This is a genomic window from Aequorivita sinensis (assembly GCF_006346335.1).
GTDB lineage: Bacteria > Bacteroidota > Bacteroidia > Flavobacteriales > Flavobacteriaceae > Aequorivita > Aequorivita sinensis.
In genome coordinates, this window is record NZ_VDMC01000003.1 from 1 (window position 1) to 26,064 (window position 26,064).

Below are 26,064 nucleotides of genomic sequence, written 5' to 3' on the forward strand. Positions count from 1 at the left end.
ATGCAAAGATAAAAGCATTTAGGGCACAATTTAGAGGAGTGAAAAACGTAGAATTCTTTCTGTATAGATTAACAACGATTTTTGCATAAACACAACAATTGTTCTTGATCCGAATTTATAGAAGTGAAATATAAAAATTTTCTCCTAAAACGAAAAAACCACACTCAATTGAGTGTGGTTTTTTTGTGACCTTGCCAGGATTCAAACCTGGAACCTCCTGAGCCGTAATCAGGTGCGCTATTCAGTTGCGCCACAAGGCCATTTTGTTGTTGCTTTTAGCGGCTGCAAATATATTTATTTTTAAATTGCAAGACAAATAAAATCAATAAAAAAATGAATTTAACTGAATATATTCGAAATATTGAGGATTTCCCCAGAGCTGGAGTGCGTTTTAAAGATATAACTCCACTACTAGCAAACCCTGATGCAACCGTCTATTGTTTACAGCAGTTAGTAGATTTGTTGGGAGGTGAAAAGATAGATAAAGTTGTAGGTATTGAGTCGCGTGGTTTTTTCTTTGCAACATTACTAGCAAAAGAACTTAAGGCTGGTTTTGTTCCTATAAGAAAGCCAGGGAAGCTTCCATTTAATACTCTTAAAGAGCCTTATGAGTTAGAATATGGAATGGATGCCCTCGAAATACACGAGGACGCTATAAAGAAAGGTGATCGTGTTCTCTTGCACGACGATGTACTAGCTACGGGTGGAACAGCAAGAGCAGCTTGTAAGCTTATCGAAAATCTTGGAGGTGAAATTGTGCAGTGTAATTTTTTACTAGAAATAGAGTTTTTAAAAGGCGTACAGAAATTAAAAAATCAAAATGTAAAATCCTTACTAAAGTATTAATCTAACGAATTTTTGGTTACCCATAGTTTGAAACCAAAAATCGCCATCTGTAGCTTCGACGCTTTAGCTAGATCCACTCCCTTTTTGGTGAAACTAGGAAGTATCTTCTTATTTACCTTTGCTAAAAATTTAAAAAATCTCTTTTTCATATTGTATAAAAATAAGAAAACCTTCTAGTTATTAAGAAGGTTTATGAAATTTATAAGATTTCTATTTTTTTGTGGTAATTTCTATAACGCCATTGACTCCTTTGCCACCATATTTCTTAAGCGCTTTTTCACTTTTTAAAACATTTACTTTATCAATGTTTTCTGGCAACAATAATTCTACTTGCTTTTTAGTAGAGGCTATACCATCGATGAAATAAAGTGTATTACCTGCTTTTTTATTTTTATTTATCTGTCTTTTTGCTTTCGTTTGGCCCTGCACTTCTTGTGCTTCATTATTTGGAGAGGCTGAAGGAGTAGGATGAGTATTTTTCATTTTAGATCTGCGTTTCTCAATTTCCATTTTTCTCTTTTGTATGCGTTCTTGCATTTCCATTTTGCGTTCGTTCATATCCAGGGAACGGACTTGCGACTTTAATTTTCTTTTTTGCATGCGTTCTTTATGTCGTTTTTCGACTGCTTCAGACCAAAACCCTGTTTTCCCATCTTTATCGATAAAAAAGAAAAACTCATCAATACCCTTATCCTGGCTTACTTGGTAATTTCCATTGTTTCCGTTTCCGGTATAAGTAAGAGTAAGTGAAGTAATTTCGTTGAGATTATTGCGAATGGCAGCATAGCTTAATTCTAAACCATATTTACTTTTAACCTCTTCTTTAATTTCTTGAAGTGAAGCATCGGTTGTGTTCTTGTCAATTTTCACACGGTAGGTTTCCTGTAATGGTGATTGTTTTTTAGTCATAGCTTTTGGTGTTTTCTGAGCTATAGATTCAGTTACAGGCTCAATACCTGTAATAACAGCTATATCCTTCTTGTCTAAAACAGGTTGTAAAGCTTCTTCTTTAATATTTTCTGTTTTTACCTTATTATTCTCTGAAGGAATTTCGACGTATTTTTTTACTTCGTTTACATTAAAACCCCATAAAAATATCGTTAATAAGGGAACTACTACCATAGCCTTAAAGGCGTTTTGTCTATTTGAATTTGCTTTGTTTAACATAATGATTCGTTTTTTGATGAATGAATTATAAAAATTATTTGTTGGGGCAGATAAAGACGATGCTAATGAGGTGTTTAGCAATGCTAATTGGTATTCCTTTTTTGAATTAATACGAGTAATGGTTGTTCGGTCTGCTAAATACTCTAAGTTTTCTACAATGCTACTTTTATAGCCCCATGCTAATGGATTAAACCATTGTATAATAAGAAGTAGATTACTTGCCAATACATCAATTGTGTGTAGTTGTTCTATGTGTGCTTTTTCGTGTGCTAATATCATAGCAAGTTCATTGTTAGTATGTAGAGTAGGATTGTAAACGATATAATTGAAAAATGAAAAGGGTGAAATTGATTCAGATACTTCAATTATCTTACAATTGTTACTTAACTTGTAAGGGTGATTTTCTAATAAAATAAAAAGAGAAATAAGCTGATAAATGAATCTTAATGAAAATACTATTACTCCTAATACATATATGTACAATAGTATATTCTCAATTGAATAGTTTGTGTTAAATGCTGCGGAAGTTAAAGTTTCTGAAGCCGTTTCAGTGGAAGGAAATGATGCTAAAGCGGGAGCTTCTATTATTATTGTTTTGGTAAACTGTATAAAAGGGAATATTGTAGCAGCAAGGACTCCGATAAGAAGAAAGAGCCTATTGAACGTAAAGTGCGTTTCTTTTTTTAATAGAAAAATATAAACTAAATAAAATAAGGAAAGAATTCCAGCAGATTTTAAAATGTATTGAATTGTTTCCATTTTATTTTTTGTTTTCAATTAACTCCAATATCTCTCGAAGGTCCTGCGCGCTTATTTTTTCTTCTTTAGCAAAAAATGAAACCATGTTTTTATAACTATTATTAAAGTAGCGTTTAGAGGCGAGATTCATAAATCCCTTGCTGTATTCTTCCTTAGAAATAATAGGATAGTACTGATGCGTTTTGCCAAAAGCATTAAAAGCTACATAGCCTTTATCTTCAAGATTTCTAACTATAGTAGATATTGTGTTGTAATGATTAGTGCTCGGTAAAATCTGTAAAATTTCTTTAACAAAAGCCTTTTCAAGCTTCCAAAGGGCTTGCATTACTTCTTCTTCTTTATTTGTGAGGTTTTCCATAGATAAAAATAAGAACTAGTTTTATAGTTAGACAACTAGTTTTGTAGTTATATAACTTCTTTTTTAGTTGTTTATTGTATTCGTTAAAAAAAATACTATCAAAACTTGTGCTTTTTTCATAATTAGTATCTTCGCGAACTCAATAAGGTTTATGGATTATTTATTTGTATTTATCGGCTTAACACTATTAGTAATTGGAGGAGAATTTTTGGTGCGGTCTTCCGTGGCGCTTTCCTTTAAATTGAATTTGTCAAAAATGGTTATAGGACTAACGGTAGTTTCATTTGCTACCTCAGCTCCAGAATTGTTAGTGAGTTTACAAGCCGCTTTAAATGGGTTTTCTGATATCTCTTTAGGAAATGTAATCGGTTCAAATATTGCAAATATTGGACTTGTTTTAGGTATAACGGCAATAATTTCACCTTTGGCCATAGATAAAGATTTCTATAAGCTTAATTGGCCTGTAATGATGATACTTTCAATTGGGCTGTATTTTATACTAAAGAGTGGAGATATAATCTCCCGTTCCGAGGGGGTTGCATTACTACTAATGTTAGTAGTTTATCTGTGGATTTTAATACGAAAAGCTCGAAAGGATAGAGGGGTAGTGCAAGTTGATGAAGAAGTTGATGAAAGTCTTGCAACCACATCTAATTTTAAGATTATTCTTTGGCTTGTTATTGGTGGTGTAGCATTATATGGCGGAAGTGAATTGTTGGTAAACGGAGCGGTTTCTTTAGCACAAAGTTTTGGAGTTACAGAACGAGTAATCGCGGTTACGATGATAGCTGTAGGTACAAGTATCCCAGAGCTGGCTGCTTCTGTAATTGCAGCACTTAAAAAAGAAAAGGCTTTATCGCTTGGGAATCTTATAGGTTCTAACATATTTAATATTGCTTCAGTTTTAGGAATTACTGCTATTATTCAACCTATAGCAGTTATGAGCGAAGAGGTGCTTACAAACGACATATTCTGGATGATCGGTTTTGCGGGGATACTTTTGCCTTTAGCATTCCTTCCAAAAGCTTACGAACTTGGCCGTAAAAGAGGGATTTTACTTTTATCGGCTTATGCTGTTTTTATTGCTTTAACAATTTTAAAGTAGTCTTTTCCTGGTTCAACCCCTATTTTTTAGGGGGTCTTCACAGGGAAACATATTTTTTTTCAAAAAAAAATCTAAAAATGAAGGGGTGTGCCTTGGTTTTTTTTATTTTTGCAATGTCAAACTAAAAAAAAACTACAAGATGCCAACATTGCGATTTCACGCACTAAAAAAGACCTTCGATAGAGTTCCAGTTCCTGTAACAGAACCAGCAAGGCGTTCCGAAATTTTTGGGAAAAATGTTTTCAATAGAGATGCTATGCGTCAATATCTTACCAAAGATTCATTTAATAGTGTTATGGCAGCTATTAATACTGGCGCTAAAATAGAAAGAAACATTGCCGATCATATCTCTACAGGTATGAAAGAATGGGCAATTGCTAAAGGTGCTACACATTATACTCATTGGTTTCAACCTTTAACTGGCGCAACTGCTGAAAAGCACGATGCGTTTTTTGAAACAATGGAAGATGGTCACGCTATCGAAAAATTTGGTGGCGGTCAATTAGTACAGCAGGAACCAGATGCTTCAAGTTTCCCTAATGGTGGGATTAGAAATACATTTGAAGCTCGTGGATACACCGCGTGGGATCCAACATCTCCTGCATTTATTTACGGAACGACATTGTGTATACCAACAGTTTTTGTGTCGTATACGGGTGAAGCATTAGATTATAAAACTCCTTTGCTTAAAGCATTACTTTCTATTGATAATGCTGCTACTGCAGTGGCAAAATATTTTGATAAAAATGTAACTAAAGTAAATGCCACTCTAGGTTGGGAGCAAGAATACTTTTTAGTAGATAGCGCTTTAGCAGCTTCTCGTCCTGATATTTCATTGGCGGGAAGAACGCTACTTGGGCATTCTTCTGCCAAAGGACAGCAATTAGACGATCATTACTTTGGTTCAATTCCTGCACGTGTTTTAAACTTTATTAGACACTTGGAAACTGAATGTATGTTATTGGGTATTCCAGTAAAAACACGTCATAATGAAGTTGCCCCAAATCAATTTGAGCTGGCTCCTATATTTGAAGAAACAAACCTTGCGGTAGATCACAACTCCTTATTGATGGATTTGATGCATAAAATTGCCGAAAAGCATAATTTTAAGGTGTTGTTTCACGAGAAGCCTTTTGCAAATGTAAATGGAAGTGGAAAACACAATAACTGGTCGTTAGCTACAGATACAGGAGTAAACCTTTTAGGACCTGGAAGTACTCCAATGAAAAATCTTCAGTTCTTAACTTTTTTTATCAATACGCTTAAAGCCGTAAACGATCACGAAGAATTGCTTAGAGCCTCTATTGCAAGTGCAAGTAACGATCATAGATTAGGGGCTAACGAAGCGCCGCCAGCAATTATTTCGGCCTTTATTGGTTCGCAATTAACTGAGGTTCTTGATGAGCTTGAAAAAGTAACTAACGGGAAACTTTCGCCACAAGAAAAAACAGAGCTTAAGTTAAATGTTGTAGGTAAAATTCCAGAAATTTTACTAGATAATACCGACCGTAACCGTACTTCAGCCTTTGCGTTTACAGGTAATAAGTTTGAATTTCGTGCAGTAGGTTCAACAGCTAACTGTGCAAACCCTATGACTGTGTTGAATGCGATTGTTGCTAAACAACTTATCGACTTCAAAGCAAAAGTTGACGGATTGATAAAGAGCAAAAAGATGAAGAAGGACGACGCCATCTTCAATGTGCTTAGAGAGTATATTAAAGACTCAAAAAGAATTCGTTTTGAAGGTGATGGTTATGGTGAAGCCTGGGAGAAGGAAGCAAAAAAACGTGGACTTAGCAATCACAAAACAACTCCGGAAGCATTAAAGGCGAAAATCTCTAAGAAAAGCATTGATCTTTTTGAAAGTTTAGGGATTATGAGCAAAGTGGAAATGGAGGCTCGTTATGAAATTGAAATGGAAGAATACACTATGCGTATTCAAATTGAAGGACGTGTACTTGGTGATATTGCTAGAAACCATATTATTCCTACAGCTATTCAATATCAAAACATATTGATAGAAAATGTTCAAGGGTTAAAAAACATATACGGCACCGATTTCAAAAAGTTTGCTACAGAGCAAATGCACCTTATTGAACAAATAAGTGAGCACCTTGCTAAAATTAATAAAGGTATTACCGATATGATTGAAGAGCGTAAAAAAGCTAATAAAATTGAAAACGCCGAAAAACGTGCCCTTTCATATTGTCACGAAGTAAAACCTTATTTCCAAATTATAAGGTATCACTGTGATAAACTAGAGCTTTTAGTAGACGATGAGCTTTGGCCATTAACTAAATACAGAGAGTTATTATTTACAAAATAACATACCTTATTATATAAGGATCATTCTAAACCGCTTAACTTTTGTTGAGCGGTTTTTTATTTTAAAAAATTGGTATTTTATTACGCAGTTAATGGTATTTACTTGTGTGTACTTTTAAAGCGATGAATCTAAGAAATATATTCGTATTAAAGATTGCTTAATTAGGTCTAAGGTTATTTTAAGTTTAAACCTTTTTTAAATTTCTTTTGTTTAGCGTAGAAAATTAAGATTTAATTGGACGCTAGGTGCTGTGGGTTTTATTAATAGATAATTATTGAAATAGGGCTTTATTTGTTAAAAATAGTTGTTTCCCCCTATTTGCATAAAAAGATTAAATTTGTTTGTTTTTTAATAATATTTATTGCATATTTGTTGTGTAGTTCAAAAGGAGATAAGTTTTCTCGAGCTGCAATTCCTCCTCAAAAAAAACAAACCTGTCCCCAGCGTTTTGTAAATTAGAAAAAATCCCTACTTTTTAAAATGTTCTTTTACTAAGTTCATTTTTACATCCATCCCCATAATTTAATTTTGATGGAATGCTTTCACGTGTTCCTGAAAAACCTCAAGGAAATTTTTCCTTGCAAGAAAAAGAATTTTTAACCAATTATTAATAATCTTTAAATCTTTAAATTATGAAAAAAGTAGTCTTATGCGCAATGGCGCTAATGGGTGGAACAGCGATGTTTGCTCAATTTAACACAAGTACTGTTACTCAAACAGGAAACTTAAATGCAAATGGAACTTTTCAAGTTGGGCTGTTAAACACATCAGATGTGGACCAAACAGGCGATCTTAATGCTAACCTTACATTACAATTAGGGGCATTTAACGATTCTGATACAGATCAAGAAGGTGATTTGAATGTTGCAGGTACTGCACAATTAGGAATCGATAACGATGCTAGAACGCTACAACAAGGTGATCGCAACACCGCTGGTACCTTACAAGTTGGGAGTGATAATGATGCATATACTTGGCAAGATGGTGATGATAACCTAAGTACAACTGAACAATATGGAATTGATAACGACTCTTATGTAGATCAGTGGGGTGACGATAACGTGAGTTCAGTATTGCAAATTGGTCTTTCCAATAGCTCGACAGTAGAGCAGTGGGGTGATGACAATACTTCTTCTGTAATGCAAGACGGATGGGCTAACGACTCTGATGTATTTCAAGGTGGTAACGACAACACTTCTTCAGTAATGCAGGATGGTTGGTTTAACGATAGCGATGTAGTTCAAATTGGTGATGATAATGATTCACAAGTTGAACAATATGGTATCCTTAATAGTAGTGATGTTTATCAATTAGGTGATGACAATAGCTCAATGGTTTATCAGGATGGTATTGCCAATACTAGTGATGTTGATCAAATAGGTGATGACAATACTTCTATCGTTGAGCAAATTGGAGATCTTAATGATAGTGATGTTGATCAAATCGGTAACGATAACTGGGCTGGTACAGGTCAATATGGAAACGATAATGAATCTACTACTTATCAGTTAGGTAATGATAACAATGCTTTGACTATTCAGTTAGGTGATGATAACGAAAGTACAACGCGTCAGGTAGGTTTCTTTAATGACTCTGATGTTTTTCAAATTGGAAATGACAACTATAGCTATGTAGGACAAGCTGGCGCATTTAATACATCTATGGTGAATCAATTTGGTGATGATAATACAAGTATTGTTGCTCAAGTAGGTTTGTTTAATTATTCTGATGTGTTACAATCTGGTAATGACAACATAAGTTTAGTTGGACAGGCTGGTTTCGGTCATACAAGTTACAACCATCAATATGGAAATAGTAACTTTAGCCTTGTAGGTCAAGTAGGTCTAGGAAACTGGAGTCATGTAGATCAAATTGGTAATGGTAACGTTGATGTTACTTTTCAGAACTAAATAATTTATCGAGTTAATAAGCTCATATATTATCAGTTATAATAAAAATGGTATAAGAGCATCTAAACAATGCTCTTATACTTATTTTAAAAAGGGATTATAAAAATTAAAATTAATAAGGATTTGTTCTAGTTGTTAATTTTCAAAAAAATCAATATCTTCAACAAGACCATTAAAAAATATAAAGATGAAAACTTTCAATATTATAATTATAGTCTTAGCTCATTTTTGTTTTGTAAATGTGTCTTCTGCTCAAACATATAAAGACAAGGACAATAAAGCTTTAGAAAAAATTCAAGCTAAACCTTCGCTTTATAATGTCGTAGCATCCCAAAATCTTCCTGTAAGTAATATTAGTAAAAGTGTTTTTGTTCAACAAATTGGGAATGATAATACAGCATTTTCTATTACAAAATCAAACCAAAGTGATGTGCGATTGTTTCAAATTGGTAACCGAAATGATATAGGTGTTTTTGTGTCTGCAGATAAAATCTCCGAAGAAGTTCTTCAAATAGGTGATAATCATAGCTTTACAGATATTAGTGGCAATAAAAATGGTTTACATGCTGCAAACGTTGTGCAATTTGGAGCAAACCAAAACTTAATTCGGCTTGGCAGCCAAAATTCAATGTCCGATAAAATGATGGTTACTATGAAAGGTAGAAATCAGACAGTAATTATTCGGAATTTAAAAAATTAAAATTTTGTATAAAAATATACAATATAGCCTACTTATATGCTTGTTGCTGTTTTTCTCTAGCATTGCTCACTCGCAAATGTATAATTCCCAAATTGAAGCTGAAATTAATATACAGCAGTATGGAAATACATATAACATTACTGGTTTGGCTGTAAATAAAACTGTATCAAACCAGAGTTTACATTATACTCTTTCTGTAATTAAAAATCAAGAAAATAATTCAAATACATCAAAAAACGATCAAAGAGGCAGATTTGTGCTTGAAATCGGGGAGAAAAAAAATCTTTCTACCACTTCTATAAATGTGAGCGAAAACCAACGGGTAATTGTATTGCTATTAATTTATGACGACGAAGATACACCATTGGGTATGGATCGTAAAGTAATTAATCCGACAGAAGAGGATTTGGCCTTGCAAAAAAACGATAGTATTGAAAGAGAAAGGGCGGTAAATCCTTCGCCTGATGTTAGTATAAAGCCTGTGGATGGTATTATGATTGGCGGAATTGTTACCGAAGATACCAAAACTAAACCAGGTAGGGATTTTTATAAAATGTTTGATCAAAATTACAGATTGAATAATATAAACGGGTCAGAAATTGTAACTATTAAAGAGGTTTTGTCGTTAAACAATAACACTAAAATAGAAGTTTTAGTTGCAAATGAAAAAGTTTTGGAATTTTTTGTTAGACCTCAAACTGAGTATTTAAAACAGATGGCCGACATTGCGGTAAGGAGAGTTTATTGGTTTTTACACCAATACAAAGAGAGAAAACACACTCAAAAATATTACTAGAAAATTTTAATTTTTTAATGCGATTTTCAATCTTTTTAGTTAAAATTCAATAAAAATTACTTATCTTTTCCTTAATAAACTGGCGATTTAATATCTCACACAAATTAACTAATACGAATGAAGATGAAATACTTTATTTTTTTCTTATTTATTACTTTTTCTACTGTAAGCTTTGGGCAACAGTTAGTGTATAAGCCTATAAATCCTTCTTTTGTAGGGGGAGATTCCTTTAATGGAGCATGGTTGCTTAATTCAGCAAATGCTCAAAACTCATTTAAGGACGATTCTCAGTTTGATGCTTTTGATCGGTTAGGGGGCTTCGGGGGATTCGGCGGGAATCAGTTTACCAAAGACAATGTTCCACCTGAAGGGACCAGTATTAGTGGTGATTACCAGTATGAAGTATTTGATTCATCGGGGGGATTAGTGATAAACGTATTAAATATTATTACAGGTGAAGCAACCCAAATAATCATACCAAATTAAAGTTTATATGAAGAATACACTTACAAAGCTTTGTATTGTAGCTCTCTCACTCTTATTTTGGGGTTGTGGCGCATATTTTAACCAACCCTTAGGTCCACAAGAAGCACGTATTGGTGAAATTACCAAGCAAACGAAAACCCTTTATACTCTTCCCGAGCCAGAAGAAGCGATAATTGCTGGTGTTTATAATTTTAAAGACCAAACCGGACAATATAAGAATATAGAAAATGGAAGTACATTTAGTACGGCAATTACACAAGGCGCAACAACTATTTTAATTAAGGCTTTAGAGGATTCAAAGTGGTTTAGACCTATAGAACGTGAAAATATTAGTAACCTTTTAAATGAACGTCAGATTATACGATCCACCCGTGAGGAACACAGAAGGGTTAACGATAATTCTCCTACACGATTACCTCCACTTTTATTTGCTGGTGTTTTATTAGAAGGTGGAGTGGTGTCCTATGATTCCAATATCCTAACTGGTGGTGCTGGTGCAAAATATTTTGGTGTAGGAGGTTCTACACAATATAGACAAGATAGGATTACGGTTTACTTACGTGCCGTATCTACAAATACTGGGGAAGTGCTGAAAACAGTATATGTGTCTAAAACAGTCTTATCACAGGCTGTGGATGTTAGTCTTTTCAAATACGTAAATTTTCAGCGATTACTTGAAGTTGAAACTGGTTTTACCAAAAATGAACCAGCACAGATGGCAGTTCAAGAAGCTATTGAGAAGTCGGTTGAAATGTTAATCATTGAAGGTATCAAAGATAAATTGTGGTCTACAAAAGAAGGAAGTGAGAAAAATAAAGAGATAGTAGATGAATATTTACTTGAAAAAGAAGTTGAAGAATCAACGGGTTTATACGAAAGAAGGTATTTAGAGAATAATTATAATAGTCAGTTTAACTTTAATGCTGGAATGGCTTTAGTTGATGGCGATTATTCAACTGGAATATTAGATTACAAATTTGGGCTCATGTATAAATATTCTATAATTCCAGAATTAAGAGTGGCGGCAGACTTCCAATTCTTTAGGCTCAATTCTACTCCAGAAATAAATCATTGGTGGCTTACTCAAGGCTTTAATGTTGAGTATAATATGTTGCCAAATGATAGGTTAAGTCCTATTTTCTACGCAGGTCCAGGAATTTTGCTGTTTGCAGATGATAGTCCTATAGGCCACCTTCAACGTTGGGATAGCTTCTTTAATTTAAAATTTGGAGCGGGATTGGAATATCATGTTTCACCAAGAGTGTCGTTTGTGCTTAATGGAGAGTGGGATGTTACATTCTCAGATAAAATAGACAATTTACCTCACGGAAGGCGGGACGACTTTTACTATACAATGAGTTTAGGTTTGAGTTATAACTTTGGTTCTTCTAGATCAAAAAAGAAAATATATAATGAAGGGGATCAACTTGAAATATCACCGCTAAATAATTAATAATCGGGTGGTTTTAAGAAAATAACATTAATGAACAAATATAACATACAGATGAGAAGAAGTTTTACATATATAAAGTTCTTATGCTTGTTATTTGTCGTTTTGGTTAGCTGTAACGAAGACCGAATTGACGAAAACGCCTACGGTAAAATTATCGGGAAGGCTGTAATCGAAGGAACAAACGAACCACTGCAAAATGTAAGAATATCTACAAGTCCAGTTACTAGCACGGTGTTTACAGATAATGCTGGGTATTTTATTTTAGAAAACGTACCCGCGGGTGAATATTCGGTTTTAGCTCGTTTAGATGGATATCTAGCCCGTTATGAGCCAGCAACTGTTATAGCAAATAAAACAGTAAATGTAATCTTCGATATGGAGGTTTCCACTGCAAACAATAGACCGCCTTCTGCACCTGAATTACTTATGCCAGCAGAAAATGAAGTTATTGATGGTGTAGAAGCACTATTTCAATGGAGTTCAATAGATCCAGAAGGCGATCCAATAACATTCGAATTAGAATTGCGAAACGACCAAAATGATGTGGTAGAAAGGTTTGACGATTTAAATGATACTATATATTTATATCCAGAGTTAATACTTGGGGCACAATATTTTTGGCAAGTAACAGCCGCAGATGAGTATAATCCACCTGTATTAAGCCCTGTTGGAACTTTTAAGGTGAAACCAGCACCCATAGAAAATAGATTTCTATTCGTCAGAAATATCAATGGGAATAATGTGATATTTTCAGCTGATGAAGAAGGTAATGAATTTCAGTTAACTTCCGAAAACACAAATAGTTACAGGCCACGTAGAAATGTTGCTGCAAATAGAATTGCTTACCTGCAAACAACTGGTGCCCAAGCCGACATATATACTATGAACCGCGATGGTACCGATAAGGTTAAAGTTACCTCAAACGTAAAGCCTAATGGTTTTAATTTGAATGAAATAAATATATCTTGGCCTCCAACGAGTGATCGTATATACTTCCCAGTATTGGATAAATTATATCGAATTCGATCAAGCGGACAAGACCTGGAACTAGTATATCAAACTACCGATGGTTCTTTAATTTCTGAAATTGCTGTTAGTGAAAATAGCGATCTAATAGTGTTGAAAACAAATAATTTAAGTGGATATGATATTTCAATTTTTACTATAGATTTTAGTGGAACAGTGTTAGATACTCTTATAACGGGACTTCCTGGTGGTGCAGGAGGATTGGATATTTCTGTAACAAATTCCAAAATCGTATACTCCTATGATGTGGATGGCTTTGAGCCATTAGATTATAGAAGATTGAATTCTAGAATATTCCTATACGATATAGTTACAAATACAACCACAGATATTTCTGGTGAAAAACCTAATGGTACTAATGATTTAGAACCTATATTCTCACCAAATGAAGCCTTTGTAATATTTACAAATACCTCTAACGATGGTATTTCTCAAAAAGATGTTTATCAATTAGAAATAGGTGATAGCGAAAGTAGAACTCTTCTATTTGAAAATGCATTTATGCCTGATTGGGAGTAAACTAATTAACCATATTTCAAAAAGCCCACTTTGCTGGGCTTTTTTTAATGCGTATTTTTGCCGTAAATTTTATTAAATGAGCTCACAAAATTCAGATAGGTACGCACAAAGAGGTGTTTCGGCCGGTAAAGAAGATGTACACAACGCCATCAAAAATGTCGATAAAGGTTTATTTCCTAAAGCCTTTTGTAAAATAGTCCCCGATTATCTTACGGGTGATAAAGACTATTGTTTGATTATGCACGCCGATGGTGCTGGGACAAAATCTTCACTTGCATATGCGTATTGGAAAGAAACGGGAGATTTATCTGTTTGGAAAGGGATTGCTCAAGACGCGCTTATTATGAATATAGACGACCTACTTTGTGTGGGGTCTGTAGATAATATTATGCTTTCTTCAACCATAGGAAGAAATAAAAACTTAGTTCCAGGTGAAGTTATTTCTGCAATAATAAATGGTACAGAAGAATTGATTTCCGAATTAAAACAATTTGGTGTAAACATTTATTCAACTGGTGGTGAAACAGCCGATGTGGGCGATTTAGTACGAACTATCATTGTAGATTCTACCGTAACTGCAAGAATGAAACGTAGCGATGTAGTTGATAATGCAAATATAAAACCAGGAGATGTAATTGTTGGTTTGGCTTCTTTTGGTCAAGCAACTTACGAGAAAGAATACAATGGAGGTATGGGAAGTAATGGTCTTACTTCAGCTAGACATGATGTATTTGAAAAATACCTAAGTGATAAATACCCTGAAAGCTTTGATTCGTCAGTGCCGTCTGAGTTAGTTTATTCTGGCTCTAAAAAACTACAGGATACTGTTGAAAACAGTCCCCTAAATGCTGGAAAATTAGTTTTGTCTCCAACTCGTACCTACGCGCCAATAATTAAAGAAATTTTATCGCAGTTTACCAAGAAAGAAATTCATGGGATGGTACACTGTAGTGGAGGGGCACAAACCAAAATTCTTCATTTTGTAGAAAACCTTCATATTATAAAAGATAATCTTTTTGATGTTCCACCACTTTTCAAACTAATTCAGGCTGAAAGTAAGACCGATTGGAAAGAGATGTATAAGGTTTTTAATATGGGGCATAGAATGGAGTTATACGTTCCAGAAGAAATTGCTGAGAAGATCATAAAAATTTCAAAGTCATTTAATGTAGACGCCCAAATAGTGGGTAGAGTTGAGGCTTCAGAAACAAAGAAGCTTACAATAACTGGTGAAAACGGCACGTTTACTTATTAAATAGATTATAATGAAATATACTCTTTGGTTAATTTTTCCTTTACTGATTCTTAACTCTTATAATTTAAAAGCGCATACAGATTCATTAAAGGTAAAAACAAAAAAAAAGGATACTGTCGACTTAGGTTGGAGAACCAAAAATGAGGTTGGCTTATTACTAAATCAAGTATCTTTTACTAATTGGAATTCTGGAGGAACAAATTCTATTTCAGGTATTGTTTCTACTAAGTCTATAGCAAAATATAAGCAAGAAAAATGGTTTTGGAACTCTGAATTAAACCTCAAATACGGTTTAAATAAGCAACAAGATAATGGTGTAAAAAAAACCGAAGATGTTATAGATTTAAATTCCAACGTAGTGCTGCAAACCGATTCTATAAGCAATTGGTTTTATTCTGCAAGATTTAGCTTTAACACTCAGTTTTCTAATGGTTATAAATACCCTAATAAGGATGAAGCTATATCTAGGTTTTTAGCGCCTGGTTATATGTTTTTTGGTGTTGGGATGGAATACGGTAGAAAAATTGAACATTTATCATTTTATGCTTCTCCTTTTACTTTAAAAACCACTTTTGTAATGGATGATCATCTGGCAAATAGAGGAGCTTTTGGTGTAAATCCAGCTATTTACGACATGGATGGAAATATGTTGAGTAAGGGTAATAATATAAAGCAAGAAGTAGGTATACTGTTAACCAATAAATACGAAGAGAATATTTTCGAAAATATTAAATTGAATAGTCATTTAAGATTATATACCGATTATGTCAATAGTTTTGGCAATATTGATATTGATTGGGAGGTGAATATAGATATGAAAGTAAACAAGTTTGTTAAAGCAACTTTAGGATCTCACCTCAGATATGATAATGATATTAAAGTAGAGTCCAAAAGAAATGAAATCACAAACGAAGAAATCATTCTTGAAGGCCCAAGTGTGCAGTGGAAACAAATACTTGGCGTAGGAGTGGTTATCGATTTTGATAAGTTATCTAAATCGAAAGAAACCTCGTAATTTGCTCTAAAACACCACAAAATAGATTTAGAAACTTCAGGTTTCTTCAAGAAATAATTTCATTTTTTCAATCGAAATAATTTCGACTAAAAAATTGTAAATTTGCCATTCATTATAAAAATATATGTTAGACAGGCTTCAAATAATAAAACAGCGTTTCGATGAGGTGAGTGACCTTATCATTCAACCAGATATAATCAGTGACCAAAAGAGGTATATTCAATTGAATAAAGAGTATAAAGACTTAAGAGTTTTGATGGATAAAAGATCAGAATATCTTGAACTTACTGATAATATTAATGAAGCTCAAGAAATCATTTCAGATGGAAGTGATGCGGAAATGGTTGAAATGGCAAAGTTGCAACTAGACGAAGCGTCAACTCGTTTGCCTCAATTAGAAGAGGAAATTAAATTCCTTTTAGTGCCTAAAGATCCTGAAGACTCTAAGAACGCCGTTATGGAAATTCGCGCGGGTACGGGTGGTGATGAAGCAAGTATATTTGCAGGAGACCTTTTCAGAATGTACACAAAGTATTGTGAAGGTAAAGGTTGGAAGACAAACGTTATAGATTTAAGTGAAGGTACTAGCGGAGGTTTTAAAGAAATTCAGTTTGAAATTGAAGGTGATGATGTTTATGGCACTCTAAAGTTTGAAGCTGGGGTACACCGTGTACAACGAGTACCACAAACCGAAACTCAAGGACGTGTACATACAAGTGCTGCTACGGTTATGGTGTTTCCAGAAGCTGAAGAATTTGATATTGAAATAAACCCAAAAGATGTAAGGGTAGATTTCTTCTGTTCTTCTGGACCAGGTGGGCAGTCTGTTAACACTACCTATTCTGCTGTGCGTTTAACTCACGTTCCAACAGGATTGGTTGCCCAGTGTCAAGATCAAAAATCGCAGCACAAAAACAAGGAAAAAGCCTTTAGAGTACTTCGTTCACGTTTGTATGATATGGAATTGGCTAAAAAACAAGCTGAAGATGCTCTTAAAAGAGGTTCTATGGTAACAAGTGGAGATCGTAGTGCTAAAATTAGAACATATAACTACTCACAAGGACGTGTAACCGACCATAGAATAAACCTTACTCTTTACAACTTGGGTAATATTATGAATGGAGATATCCAAGAAATAATAGACGAATTGCAATTGGTGAGTAATACAGAAAAACTAAAAGAAACAGGCGAAACATTTTAAAACAGTTTAGCGTTACAAGTCTTATAAAGTAGGGATTAACCAACTATTAATCGTAGTTGGTTAATTTCACTTCTATTTAATTTACCGATACTTTACCATAAACTTTCATCAGATTTAAATTAACCCTAATGACTACCCAACAATTAATTTCAGAAATAAAAAGGAAGAAATCTTTTCTTTGCGTTGGACTTGATGTAGATCTTGATAAAATTCCGGAATTTCTTTTAAAGGAAGAAGACCCGATTTTTGCATTTAATAAAGCTATTATAGATGCTACACATCAATATGCAGTGGCGTATAAGCCAAATACTGCTTTTTATGAGGCTTATGGTTTAAAAGGATGGAAATCCCTGGAAAAGACGATTTCTTATTTAAATAAAAATTATCCAGAAATCTTTACCATTGCAGATGCAAAACGCGGTGATATAGGCAATACATCTTCAAGGTATGCAAAAGCTTTCTTTGAAGACTTGGGATTCGATTCGATTACTGTTGCTCCCTATATGGGTAAAGACTCTGTAGAACCTTTTCTAGATTTTAAAGACAAGCATACAATTTTACTTGCACTTACTTCAAATGAAGGTGCTTTTGATTTTCAAACAAAAAATGTTGGGCAACAAGAACTCTATAAAGAGGTTTTGGAAACTTCTAAAGCTTGGGGCAATAGTGAAAACTTAATGTACGTAGTTGGAGCAACTAAAGCAGAGTACTTAGCAGACATTCGCAAAATTGTGCCTAATAGCTTTTTATTGGTTCCTGGTGTAGGAGCTCAAGGCGGAAATCTACAAGATGTTTGTAAATATGGAATGTCTGAAAACATTGGTTTATTAATAAACTCTTCAAGAGGTATAATTTACGCTTCAAATAAAATTGATTTTGCCGATGCTGCTGCTGAAGTAGCAATGAAAATGCAAACTGAAATGAAAACCATTTTAGATGGAATTCATTGATCAGTTAAATAGAGTTGTAAAACTTAGCAAAACTCCCACTCGAATTGTTTCCTTGGTGCCTTCGCAAACCGAATTATTGGTAGATTTAGGTTTACGCGACAATATAGTTGGGGTAACCAAGTTTTGTGTGCACCCTAATAAGCTTCGGAAGGAAAAGTCAATTGTTGGAGGTACAAAAAATGTACACTTCGAGAAGGTGAAAGCTCTTAATCCAGACATTGTAATTTGTAATAAAGAAGAAAATACTGAAGAAATAGTAATTGAGTTAGAGAAAATAGCTCCAGTTTGGGTAAGTGATATCTCAAATATTTCTGAATGTATTGAGATGATAAATAGGTTAGGGGAGGTGTTTGAAGTCTCGCAATCTGCATTAGAAATAAGTTCAAAAATTTTATCCGAATTGAAGGCCTTCAGAGCATTTTCTGAGAAACTTCCTATAAAAAAAGTAGTTTACCTAATATGGAAAGATCCGTATATGGCTGCAGGAAGAGATACATTCATCAATGAATTGCTAGAATTAAATAGGTTTGATAATCTCTTTACTGATGAAAACTCACGTTATCCTGAAGTTCGAGAAGAATTATTACGGCAGGCTGAAACCATTTTACTTTCCACAGAACCATTTCCTTTTAAACAAAAACACGTTTCAGAATTTCAAAAAGAATTTAAAGCTGAAGTTAAATTAGTAGATGGAGAATTCTTTAGTTGGTATGGTAGTAGAATGACAAAAGCGTTTGAGTACTTTAAAAGACTGCACGAAAGCTAATATGTGAATCAATTAAGAATGGCTGTTCAATGAAAGCCTTTGTATTTCACTTTTAATTTTATCGGCTTGACTTTGAAATAATTCACTTTTATCGACATCTTTTAGAGAAGTTTCAAAAGATTTCTTCATTAAAAGAGTGTATTTTTCTTCTAGTTTTTCAAGCTTCGATTTTTTTCTAAACAAATTAGTCATTGCCGCATTTTTTACAAATGCAAAGATAATTTGTATAAAGCCAAAATGTTACAAAGGCTTGGTTAATAGTCTCCTAAAATAAAGTTGCTTAGTGATTTATACTGTTAATTAATTAAGGATATTAATCCTGCATAGCAAATACCTGTCTGAGTAATTTTGTGGTTCTTGCACCGATATTGTTTCTAATATCTTTTTCCTCTACACTAATCATCGTATAAACACCTTTTAAAGCTTCGTTGGTTACATAGTCGGTTAAATCTGGATTTACTTTAGTAACAAAAGGAACTGAATTGTATCTTGTAATAATATTTGTCCAAATTTGATCTGCTCCAACTTTAGCAAAAGAGTTTTTTATTACAGGATTAAATTTTGAATATAAAGCAGTGTTAGTGCGTTGTTCTAAATAATTAGTGGCTGCATTATCTGGGCCTAGAAGAATGTTTTTTGCATCCGTAAAGGTAATTTGCATTACTGCGCTTACAAATATAGGAGTAGCTTCTTTTACAGCATCTTCAGCAGCGCGGTTTAATGCTTTAATCCCTTCATCGGCAAGACTTCCAAGGCCTATATCGCGTAGGGTTTGATCTACCTTCTGCAACTCTGAAGGCAACATAATCTTCACGAGTTGATTTTTATAAAAGCCATCCTTGTTTGTTAGCTTTGTTACTTGTTTATCTATTCCTTTATCTAAAGCTTCTCTAAGACCATTTCCTATTAGTTGAGGGTCCATACCTATACCTGTGTCAGTTGGTAGGGTGTTTACTACTTGCTGTAGTTCAGCGCATGAAACTAGCGTGAATACACTAATAAAAAGAATAAATTTTTTTAAATACATCTTGATTGTGTTTTTATAGAAACCTCAAAGATAAAAAAAGACCCTTCAATGTGAAGGGTCTTTTAATTATAAACTTATTTTAAAATTCTTATTTAAGAACTTTTACAGTTTTAGAGCTGTTTCCAATTTTTACTTTAACTAAATAAGCACCAGTTGGAAGGTTACTCATGTTAATTCTTGGAGAAATTGTGCTTGGGTTTTCTTGAAGTACAACTTTTCCTAATACATCGTAAATAACTACTTGGTCTACAGCATTAACAGTTTCTATATTTAAGAAGTCTTTCACTGGGTTAGGGTATACAGAGAATTTATCAGCTTTAAAATCTTCAGTACTTAGTAAGCCAAAAGCTGTAACTACATCATCAATGTAGTAAGTTGTAAACTCGCTAGGTGCGTAAAAGTCAATAGCTCCAAAATAAGGTACTGCCATATCGTTAAATGGAGTTCCTTCTAAAATAGCTGGTAAACCATCTACATTCATTTGAAGTGTTTTATTGTCAAGATCTAAAATTAATTCTACTGGAAACCATGCGTCATGAGGGAAAGCCCAAGTAGCAGATCCATCAGCAACTTGACCTTGACCTGGAGTCATATTGTCTGGATTAAAATAAATATCAGGGCTTAAGAATGAACCATCACCTTGGCTACCTGCAGGTGTTTCTCCTTGTAAGTTGAAATATCCTTCTTTTCCAGATGGAATGTACATGCTAAATCTTACAGTATAGATATCGGTGTCTGGTTGGCTATCGATAAGATACAATTGGTCTTTACCAGCAGGAGCCCCAACTTCATCAATTAATAAAGACTGTGAACCTGAGTTAGATTGGTCTAAGGCAACGATACCATCTTCTGGGCCACCTTCCTCTCCAGACCAAGTTTTCCAATAGTCAGCTTGAGATGAAATAGGACCAGGAGAATAGCTTTCAAGATCATCTTGTTGGTCAATTTGACCATAAGATGTAGATAAACTAAATGCTCCTAAGGTAAATGCTAATAAGTAAATTTTTTTCATAATATTTTATAGTTTGTTTGATTTTATGAGGGTCTAATATATAATAAAATGATTTAAAAAAAAGATGTTTTGATGTTTTTATTGAAAAAAAATAAGTTTTATGAAATAAAAAAAGCCCTTAAAACTTAAGGACCTTTTTAAAATTAAACATTTAAAACTCTTTTTTATTTTACGATTTTTACAATTTTTGAGTTGTTTCCGATAGTTACTTTAACCATATATGTTCCTGAAGAAAAGCTGCCCATATTAACTGTAGGAGAAATTTTTCCTGGCTTCTCTTGAAGCACAACTTTTCCTAAAACATCATAAACAGTTATTTTATCTACTGAAGCTGCAGATTCTATGTTTAGTATGTCTTTTACAGGGTTAGGATATACAGAGAATTTATCTTCAGTAAAATTTTCTGTACTTAAAATCCCAGAAGCCATAATTATATCATCTATATACATATCGTTGTTTGGGCTGGCGGAATAGAAGTCAATTCCAGCTAATTCTGTAAATACTTGACCTCCAAATTCAAATACTTGTGCGAAAATCACTTGTTGTCCATCTATAAACATGTCCCAAACCTGGTTATCTAAATCATAAACACAGGTTGTTTTAAACCATTGGTCTTCTGGAAAAGTAAAAACTTGGTCATAGGTAGAGCAATCTGTTTGTCCAGTTACTCCTCCTTGTCCAGCTTCTGAACCACTACAATTAAAATAAACGTTTCCTCCCATAAGAGCTTGTGTCCATGCCGAACCACTTGCGCTCAATGCTGCCTGCATGTTAAAATAACCAGAAGCTCCAGCAGGAATATATGAGTACCATTGAATTGTATATGTTCCAAACATAGGGGCCGTAGGAGTTAACAGAATCATATCTGTAATTCCAGATCCGTCAATATGTAATGATTTGATTCCGGACAAGGCTTCATCGTCTGTTACGTCGGCATCTTCAGCACCTCCACTATTACCAGACCAAGTACGCCAATGATCTGCTTGTGGTGATACATCGCCCACCGTATAAGATTCGAAATCGTCGGTTAATTCTACTTGAGCTTGAGTAGAAAAAGCAAATGCTCCTAAAGCAAATGCTAATAAGTAGATTTTTTTCATAATATTTTATATTTAGATTAAGAAATTAATACTCTAAGATACGATAAAATGATTTATTGTCATAATATTTTTTAAAATTATCATTATTACATATAGCTGTTTAGTTCGTATGGTTTTAATTAAATTTGCCTATTAATTTACAAGTAGAAATTATTATGCAAAACATTAAGCCATATACCCCTGAACATAAAGTACGTATTGTAACTGCAGCATCTCTTTTTGATGGACATGATGCCGCTATTAATATAATGAGACGAATTATTCAGTCCACTGGTGTTGAGGTTATACACATAGGTCACGACCGCAGTGTAGAAGAAGTGGTAAATACGGCAATCCAAGAAGATGCGAATGCTATAGCTATGACTTCCTACCAGGGAGGGCACAACGAATACTTTAAATATATGTACGACCTTCTAAAGGAAAAAGGGGCGAGTCATATTAAGATATTTGGTGGTGGTGGTGGTGTTATTCTTCCATCAGAGATAAAAGAATTGATGGATTACGGTATCACTCGTATTTATGCGCCTGATGATGGTAGAGAAATGGGGTTGCAGGGAATGATTAACGATTTAGTTAAACAATCAGACTTTGCTATTGGTGATAAACTTAATAATGAACTAGAGAATCTTCCAAATAAGGAAATCGGTTCTATTGCTCGCTTAATTTCTGCTGCTGAAAATTTCCCAGAAATCGCAAAAGATGCGCTTGATAAAATTCACGAAATAAACGAAAAAAATACAACTCCTGTATTAGGTATTACTGGAACAGGAGGAGCGGGTAAATCTTCATTAGTTGATGAATTAGTAAGAAGATTTCTAATTGATTTCCCTGAAAAAACTATTGGAATTGTTTCTGTAGATCCATCAAAGAGAAAAACGGGTGGGGCTTTATTAGGAGACCGAATTCGTATGAACGCTATTAACTCTCCAAGAGTATATATGCGTAGTTTGGCTACAAGACAAAGTAATCTTGCATTGTCTAAATACGTAGCTGAGGCCATTCAGGTTTTAAAAGCTGCTAATTTCGATTTAATCATACTTGAAACTTCAGGTATTGGGCAGAGCGACACCGAAATATTAGAGCACAGTGATGTTTCATTATATGTAATGACTCCTGAATTTGGTGCGGCAACTCAGCTTGAGAAAATTGATATGTTAGATTTTGCCGACTTAGTGGCAATTAACAAGTTTGACAAGCGCGGTTCTTTAGATGCACTACGCGATGTTAAAAAACAATATGTACGTAACCATCACCTATGGGAAACTCCACAAGACGAGCTCCCTGTTTATGGAACAATAGCGTCCCAGTTTAACGATCCTGGAATGAACACGCTGTATAAAGCAATTATGGAAACTATTTCAGAAAAAACTGAGGGAGATCTTAAAAGTGATTTTCAAGTTCCAGAAGAAATGGATGAGAAGGTTTTTGTGATCCCACCATCAAGAACGCGATACTTATCTGAAATTGCTGAAAACAACAGAGCTTACGACAAAAAAGCTTCAGAGCAATCTGAAGTTGCCCAAAAACTTTATGGAATCTATAAAGCTATAGAATCGATTTCTGGAAAAACACCAGAATTGGATAAAGCTGGGATAGTTTCTGAATTTATTGACGATTCGGAAGCCAATAAAGATCTATTAAAATTATTACTTGCTGAATTTGATCGTGAAAAGTTGAATTTAGACCCCTACAACTGGGAGGTTATCACCGGTTGGAATGAAAAAGTAAATAAATATAAAAATCCAATCTATAGTTTTAAAGTTCGCGACAAAGAAATTAAGATTGAAACACATACCGAGTCGCTTTCACATTCACAAATCCCAAAAGTTGCTTTGCCAAAATATCAAGCTTGGGGCGATATTTTAAGATGGGTACTTCAAGAAAATGTTCCAGGAGAATTCCCTTATACTTCTGGTTTATATCCTTTTAAAAGAACTGGTGAGGATCCTGCAAGAATGTTCGCAGGTGAGGGTGGACCAGAGCGTACAAATAGACGTTTTCACTACGTAAGTATGGGATTGCCTGCAAAAAGGCTTTCTACTGCTTTTGATAGTGTTACCTTATATGGTAATGACCCTGATTTAAGACCGGATATTTATGGGAAAATCGGTAACGCGGGAGTTTCTATTTGCTGTTTAGACGACGCCAAGAAACTTTACTCTGGTTTTGATTTAAGTCACGCAATGACATCTGTGAGTATGACGATTAATGGTCCTGCACCTATGCTTTTAGGGTTCTTCATGAATGCAGCTATCGATCAGAATTGTGAGAAGTACATTGTTGAAAACGGTCTCGAGGCAGATGTTGAAAAGAAAATCAATAAAATTTACAAGGATAAAGGTATTGAACGTCCTAAATACCATGGAGAGTTACCAGAAGGAAATAACGGTTTAGGATTGATGCTACTCGGTTTAACGGGAGATCAAGTATTAGATGCTGATGTTTACAACAAAATTAAATACGAAACACTACAACAGGTTCGCGGTACCGTTCAAGCAGATATTTTAAAAGAAGATCAAGCGCAAAATACTTGTATATTCTCTACAGAATTTGCCCTTAGATTGATGGGGGATGTTCAGGAGTATTTTATCGAAAAGAAAGTAAGAAACTTCTATTCTGTTTCTATTAGTGGTTACCACATTGCCGAAGCAGGAGCTAACCCAATTACTCAGTTGGCATTTACTCTAGCAAATGGTTTTACTTATGTAGAATATTACTTGAGCCGTGGGATGGACATCAACGAGTTTGGTCCAAACCTTTCATTTTTCTTTAGTAATGGTATCGACCCTGAATATGCAGTTATTGGTCGAGTAGCTAGAAAGATTTGGGCAAAAGCATTAAAAGAGAAGTATGGTGCAAACCCAAGAGCTCAAATGCTGAAGTATCACATTCAAACTTCTGGACGTTCATTACACGCGCAGGAAATAGACTTTAATGATATTCGTACTACATTACAAGCGCTTTACGCTATTTATGATAACTGTAATTCACTGCATACAAATGCTTACGATGAGGCTATTACAACACCTACAGAAGAAAGTGTACGTCGTGCAATGGCAATTCAGTTAATTATCAATAAGGAATTAGGGCTTGCTAAAAATGAAAACCCAATTCAAGGATCTTTCATTATTGAAGAGTTAACCGATTTAGTAGAAGAAGCTGTATTAAAAGAATTTGATAGTATTACTGAGCGTGGAGGAGTTCTTGGTGCAATGGAAACTATGTACCAACGCAGCAAAATTCAAGAAGAGAGTTTGTATTATGAAACTTTAAAGCACAATGGTGAATTCCCGATTATTGGAGTAAATACTTTTTTAAGTAGTAAAGGTTCGCCAACCGTTCTTCCTGCTGAAGTAATTCGCGCAACCGAGGAAGAGAAGCAGGTTCAAATTAAAACACTTCAAAGTCTTCATAAAATGTATGATGGAAAAGCAACGGATGCAATTGAAAAAGTGCAGACTGCAGCAATTCACAATAAAAACATATTTGAAGAACTTATGGAAGCAACAAAGGTTTGTTCGTTAGGGCAAATTACCGAAGCCTTATTTAAAGTAGGTGGGCAGTATAGACGTAATATGTAGAAATAATAATTAATAATAATAAACCCCGACATTCTAATTAGATTGTCGGGGTTTATATTTTAAAATTAAAAATTGTTGTTATTCTTCTTCCTCAGTTTCACTATCTTCATCTTCTAGATCTTCCCAATCCTCATCTTCATAATCATCAAAAAAATCTTCAAAAATATTTTCTGAATCAAAAGGGATGTCATCTTCAGGGCTGTGGTCGTCGTAATTTATACCTGGCGGATTAAAAAGCCCCCAACGATCTATAGTGTAATCCCAAGGATCAAAGGTCTTCACCCATTCAGCAAAAAGAACACGGAAGGTTTCAACTTCTTTTCGAAGTAAATCAAGGTATTCAATTTCATCAAAGCCTAACATTTCAATTCCTTGAAGGTCGTTGATAATTTCGCGAGCTGATTTACGAATTATGGTGGCATTTTCCATTTTAAGGTCGTAAGCATCAACGCTTTCTGCACCCATAATTTTGGTTGGAATAATAAGTGAGTTTTCCATCATATAACTCAAATTATACTCCATTAATTTCTTTTCGCCTTTGCGTTTATACTTTATATCGGTGTTTTCTACAGATTTTACAAGGTGATAGACAAGGTTTGAAATTTCCTCGGCTTTTATATAAATAGGCATTTGCCTCACGTGGTTGTGGTGCTCCATAGAATCAAAATCGTCGTCTTCAAACATAATAAGGCATTAATACATTCCT

The 26,064-nt window shown here is 34.2% G+C and carries 23 protein-coding genes and 1 tRNA gene; 15 read left to right on the forward strand and 9 right to left on the reverse strand.

Annotated elements, in window-relative coordinates; translation table 11 throughout:
- Positions 1 to 186 precede the first annotated feature (186 nt).
- Positions 187 to 260: transfer RNA gene (locus tag FHP04_RS05690), tRNA-Arg, on the reverse strand.
- Positions 261 to 333: 73 nt separating this feature from the next.
- Between FHP04_RS05690 and FHP04_RS05695 the strand changes: the two genes are divergently transcribed.
- The gene (locus tag FHP04_RS05695; RefSeq protein ID WP_139855036.1) at positions 334 to 846 is read left to right on the forward strand and encodes an adenine phosphoribosyltransferase; all 513 of its coding nucleotides are present in this window, start codon (positions 334 to 336) and stop codon (positions 844 to 846) included.
- On the opposite strand, the gene FHP04_RS14705 is transcribed toward FHP04_RS05695, so the two are convergent.
- The 3 genes from FHP04_RS14705 to FHP04_RS05710 all read right to left on the reverse strand — a co-directional run bounded on the left by FHP04_RS14705 (position 843) and on the right by FHP04_RS05710 (position 3,130).
- Positions 843 to 995, reverse strand: a complete 153-nt coding sequence (locus tag FHP04_RS14705; protein WP_139855037.1) for an SsrA-binding protein — start codon at positions 993 to 995, stop codon at positions 843 to 845. The two genes, FHP04_RS05695 and FHP04_RS14705, sit on opposite strands and share 4 nt — an antisense overlap.
- Before the next feature lie 61 nt (positions 996 to 1,056).
- Positions 1,057 to 2,772: a M56 family metallopeptidase gene (locus FHP04_RS05705; protein WP_139855038.1), complete on the reverse strand. Its 1,716-nt coding sequence runs from the start codon at positions 2,770 to 2,772 to the stop codon at positions 1,057 to 1,059.
- 1 nt (position 2,773) lies between these two features.
- Positions 2,774 to 3,130 (reverse strand): BlaI/MecI/CopY family transcriptional regulator, encoded by a 357-nt coding sequence (locus FHP04_RS05710; RefSeq protein WP_139855039.1) that lies wholly within the window; start codon positions 3,128 to 3,130, stop codon positions 2,774 to 2,776.
- Between the two features lie 151 nt (positions 3,131 to 3,281).
- Here FHP04_RS05710 and FHP04_RS05715 point away from each other — a divergent pair, with 151 nt between their 5' ends.
- The 13 genes from FHP04_RS05715 to FHP04_RS05775 all read left to right on the forward strand — a co-directional run bounded on the left by FHP04_RS05715 (position 3,282) and on the right by FHP04_RS05775 (position 18,638).
- Positions 3,282 to 4,235, forward strand: coding sequence for a calcium/sodium antiporter (locus FHP04_RS05715; protein WP_139855040.1), 954 nt, complete (start codon positions 3,282 to 3,284; stop codon positions 4,233 to 4,235).
- 139 nt (positions 4,236 to 4,374) lie between these two features.
- Positions 4,375 to 6,561, forward strand: coding sequence for a glutamine synthetase III family protein (locus tag FHP04_RS05720; protein ID WP_139855041.1), 2,187 nt, complete (start codon positions 4,375 to 4,377; stop codon positions 6,559 to 6,561).
- A gap of 632 nt (positions 6,562 to 7,193) precedes the next feature.
- Complete coding sequence (locus FHP04_RS05725; protein ID WP_139855042.1) at positions 7,194 to 8,471, forward strand: hypothetical protein; 1,278 nt, start codon at positions 7,194 to 7,196, stop codon at positions 8,469 to 8,471.
- Between the two features lie 187 nt (positions 8,472 to 8,658).
- Complete coding sequence (locus FHP04_RS05730) at positions 8,659 to 9,171, forward strand: hypothetical protein (RefSeq protein ID WP_139855043.1); 513 nt, start codon at positions 8,659 to 8,661, stop codon at positions 9,169 to 9,171.
- A gap of 4 nt (positions 9,172 to 9,175) precedes the next feature.
- Complete coding sequence (locus tag FHP04_RS05735; protein WP_139855044.1) at positions 9,176 to 9,967, forward strand: CsgE family curli-type amyloid fiber assembly protein; 792 nt, start codon at positions 9,176 to 9,178, stop codon at positions 9,965 to 9,967.
- Positions 9,968 to 10,090: 123 nt separating this feature from the next.
- Positions 10,091 to 10,453 (forward strand): curli assembly protein CsgF, encoded by a 363-nt coding sequence (locus FHP04_RS05740; RefSeq protein ID WP_246051398.1) that lies wholly within the window; start codon positions 10,091 to 10,093, stop codon positions 10,451 to 10,453.
- Positions 10,454 to 10,460: 7 nt separating this feature from the next.
- Entirely contained in the window at positions 10,461 to 11,906 is a 1,446-nt protein-coding gene (locus FHP04_RS05745) for a CsgG/HfaB family protein (RefSeq protein ID WP_139855046.1), read from the forward strand.
- Between the two features lie 30 nt (positions 11,907 to 11,936).
- Positions 11,937 to 13,451 (forward strand): carboxypeptidase regulatory-like domain-containing protein, encoded by a 1,515-nt coding sequence (locus tag FHP04_RS05750; RefSeq protein WP_139855047.1) that lies wholly within the window; start codon positions 11,937 to 11,939, stop codon positions 13,449 to 13,451.
- 76 nt (positions 13,452 to 13,527) lie between these two features.
- On the forward strand, positions 13,528 to 14,706 hold the full coding sequence (locus FHP04_RS05755; protein WP_139855048.1) for an AIR synthase related protein: 1,179 nt from the start codon (positions 13,528 to 13,530) through the stop codon (positions 14,704 to 14,706).
- A gap of 10 nt (positions 14,707 to 14,716) precedes the next feature.
- The gene (locus FHP04_RS05760; RefSeq protein ID WP_139855049.1) at positions 14,717 to 15,721 is read left to right on the forward strand and encodes a DUF3078 domain-containing protein; all 1,005 of its coding nucleotides are present in this window, start codon (positions 14,717 to 14,719) and stop codon (positions 15,719 to 15,721) included.
- 124 nt (positions 15,722 to 15,845) lie between these two features.
- Entirely contained in the window at positions 15,846 to 16,922 is a 1,077-nt protein-coding gene (gene prfA / locus FHP04_RS05765) for a peptide chain release factor 1 (protein ID WP_139855050.1), read from the forward strand.
- 128 nt (positions 16,923 to 17,050) lie between these two features.
- Positions 17,051 to 17,872, forward strand: a complete 822-nt coding sequence (gene pyrF, locus FHP04_RS05770) for an orotidine-5'-phosphate decarboxylase (RefSeq protein WP_139855051.1) — start codon at positions 17,051 to 17,053, stop codon at positions 17,870 to 17,872.
- Positions 17,859 to 18,638 (forward strand): ABC transporter substrate-binding protein, encoded by a 780-nt coding sequence (locus FHP04_RS05775; protein ID WP_139855052.1) that lies wholly within the window; start codon positions 17,859 to 17,861, stop codon positions 18,636 to 18,638. Before pyrF ends, FHP04_RS05775 begins: the two co-directional genes overlap by 14 nt.
- Positions 18,639 to 18,650: 12 nt before the next feature.
- Here the strand turns inward: FHP04_RS05775 and FHP04_RS05780 are convergent, their stop codons facing one another.
- The 4 genes from FHP04_RS05780 to FHP04_RS05795 form a co-directional block, all read right to left on the reverse strand.
- The gene (locus FHP04_RS05780; protein ID WP_139855053.1) at positions 18,651 to 18,830 is read right to left on the reverse strand and encodes a Lacal_2735 family protein; all 180 of its coding nucleotides are present in this window, start codon (positions 18,828 to 18,830) and stop codon (positions 18,651 to 18,653) included.
- A 121-nt stretch (positions 18,831 to 18,951) separates the two neighbouring features.
- Positions 18,952 to 19,665 carry a DUF4197 domain-containing protein gene (locus tag FHP04_RS05785; RefSeq protein WP_139855054.1) on the reverse strand — a complete coding sequence of 238 codons (714 nt, stop codon included), beginning with the start codon at positions 19,663 to 19,665 and terminating at the stop codon, positions 18,952 to 18,954.
- A gap of 88 nt (positions 19,666 to 19,753) precedes the next feature.
- Positions 19,754 to 20,677, reverse strand: a complete 924-nt coding sequence (locus FHP04_RS05790) for a T9SS type A sorting domain-containing protein (RefSeq protein WP_139855055.1) — start codon at positions 20,675 to 20,677, stop codon at positions 19,754 to 19,756.
- Between the two features lie 164 nt (positions 20,678 to 20,841).
- Entirely contained in the window at positions 20,842 to 21,777 is a 936-nt protein-coding gene (locus FHP04_RS05795) for a T9SS type A sorting domain-containing protein (protein ID WP_139855056.1), read from the reverse strand.
- Positions 21,778 to 21,932: 155 nt separating this feature from the next.
- On the opposite strand from FHP04_RS05795, the gene FHP04_RS05800 reads away from it, so the two are divergent.
- The gene (locus tag FHP04_RS05800) at positions 21,933 to 25,358 is read left to right on the forward strand and encodes a methylmalonyl-CoA mutase family protein (protein WP_139855057.1); all 3,426 of its coding nucleotides are present in this window, start codon (positions 21,933 to 21,935) and stop codon (positions 25,356 to 25,358) included.
- A gap of 78 nt (positions 25,359 to 25,436) precedes the next feature.
- On the opposite strand, the gene FHP04_RS05805 is transcribed toward FHP04_RS05800, so the two are convergent.
- Complete coding sequence (locus tag FHP04_RS05805; protein WP_139855058.1) at positions 25,437 to 26,042, reverse strand: hypothetical protein; 606 nt, start codon at positions 26,040 to 26,042, stop codon at positions 25,437 to 25,439.
- Between the last annotated feature and the right edge of the window lie 22 nt (positions 26,043 to 26,064).